Genomic DNA, 1,626 nt, shown 5'->3' with positions numbered 1-1,626 from the left:
CTGGAAGAGGACCACGAATACCTCACTGAGGGAGGCGTTTTCACGCCCGACCTGATCGAGACGTGGATCAGCTTCAAGCGTGACAACGAGATCCTGCCGGTTCAGATCCGGCCGCACCCGTACGAGTTCGCGCTGTACTACGACGTGTAGGCCAGCTACGGACTGCCACCTGCGTAAACGCTCCTGATTTCGTCATTGCGTCCGCAGTCCGTCCGCAGTAGTTCCGATTGAGTCCATCCGCTTCGCGATCACAGCACCGATCGCCGAGCGGGTGGACTCATCGGCATCTGGCCACATATGGCCATATGTGTCGAGCGTCGTGCGCGCGCTGGCATGCCGCATTCGCGCCTGCACGGTCTTGATGTCCGCACTCGAAGCGATGAGTAGCGAAGCCAGACAGTGCCGAAGATCGTGGAAGTTGAAACCCTCTGGCAGACCCTCGATTGTTTCCCGGACATCGCGCATCGCGCGCTCGATGATCCACGGGCCGCAGCGGTCAGTACCGGGCCCATTGGTGACCATCATGTCGGCCTGGCAAGCCACTCAAGACCGACGGCAGCGATCAGCCGATCCCGATTCCGCAGGACCTCGCGATCCTGCTTTCCGCGTCGGTCCAGAAGTACCCGAGCGAGAGTCGGTCGGTCTTCTGCCATGGCTGGCAGATATGTTCAAGTCGCCCATGGGCCCACGCCGCCGACCTTTTCGATCGTGATGTGAGTCAGGTATCCCGGGGGCGCGTCGGGCGGCGGGAATCCCGTGCCCGGGCCGAAGATGGTTGTGGCGATCTCGTCGAGCAGTTCGGGAGCACCGCCCTCCTCGACGTGCGCCGTGCCCTTGATCGATAGATACGGTGTCTGTGGCCCGCTGCGGTCCACGGACACGATGGTCACCGCCACGCGCGGATCGCGCCGGATGTTGCGGATCTTCTGATGCTCCTGCAGATGAGCGGTGACCAGCTCATCACCGCCGTCGGCCGTACTCTGCACCGTCACCCAGACCACGCTGATTTGCGGGCTGCCGTCGCGATTGATCGTAACCAGCGTTGCAGGGTCGGAACCGATGAGTTGGCGTGCGATGTCGTTGAGTTTCACGATGTTCATGGCGTTCTCCTTGTCTATCTATACGACGAAGAAGCTCTCCGTAGACCGACACCCCGACAACAAATCAACCGATTCGGGCCCACCGACTCTGTTGCCGGTGCTGGGCCAGCGCCGCTCCGGTCATGACGTTCACCGTTTCCCAGCCCGGCCATCCCCAAGCCCGGAATCATGAGGCGGTGTGGCCTAGTGGTTCCTCCTGGTGATAGCCGAGGCAGCGCGCGGTTGGCTGCTGTGCGCGATCCGGGCCCCCGAGCAGCGAAGGGCGTCTTCGCGGAATTAGTCAGCCGGTGGACCCGACCTCATGGTGGCAGGTCTCGGATACCGGCAACCGTCCGCAGATCGTCCGCAGTAGAGCTGACGGCGGCTTCCATTAGCCAACATAACCAACGCTGTGACCAGGATCATTCCGTCGCTGTCAACACAGCAAACACTGAAAATGCGCTGCATGTAGTTCGCGCTGTACTACGACGTGTAGGCCGCAGTAGTTCTGGTTGAGTCCACCCGTTCCGCGATCGCGGGGCGGGTG

The 1,626-nt window shown here is 61.9% G+C and carries 2 protein-coding genes and 1 pseudogene; 1 reads left to right on the top strand and 2 read right to left on the bottom strand.

Going from position 1 to position 1,626, the window contains the following annotated elements; genetic code table 11:
* Nucleotides 1–150: pseudogene (locus ACZY0B_RS27380) on the top strand (type I glutamate--ammonia ligase); the annotation flags it as partial.
* 42 nt (nt 151–192) lie between these two features.
* Here the strand turns inward: ACZY0B_RS27380 and ACZY0B_RS27375 are convergent.
* Together ACZY0B_RS27375 and ACZY0B_RS27370 are read right to left on the bottom strand one after the other, a co-directional pair.
* A complete protein-coding gene (locus ACZY0B_RS27375; protein WP_463767360.1) occupies nt 193–525 on the bottom strand; it encodes a tyrosine-type recombinase/integrase in 333 nt (110 codons plus the stop codon).
* 143 nt (nt 526–668) lie between these two features.
* Nucleotides 669–1,100 (bottom strand): PPOX class F420-dependent oxidoreductase, encoded by a 432-nt coding sequence (locus tag ACZY0B_RS27370; RefSeq protein ID WP_463767359.1) that lies wholly within the window; start codon nt 1,098–1,100, stop codon nt 669–671.
* Nucleotides 1,101–1,626 lie beyond the last annotated feature (526 nt).

The sequence above is a fragment of the Mycobacterium sp. IDUB_19 genome (genome assembly GCF_055419445.1).
The sequence above is the reverse complement of the archived record's forward strand: the minus strand, read 5'-3'. Positions and strand labels throughout refer to the sequence as shown.

Bases quoted from the DNA above. Each gene is read 5' to 3' on its own strand.
- ACZY0B_RS27375 (WP_463767360.1), bottom strand. From the start codon at position 525: ATGATGGTCACCAATGGGCCCGGTACTGACCGCTGCGGCCCGTGGATC.
- ACZY0B_RS27370 (WP_463767359.1), bottom strand. From the start codon at position 1,100: ATGAACATCGTGAAACTCAACGACATCGCACGCCAACTCATCGGTTCC.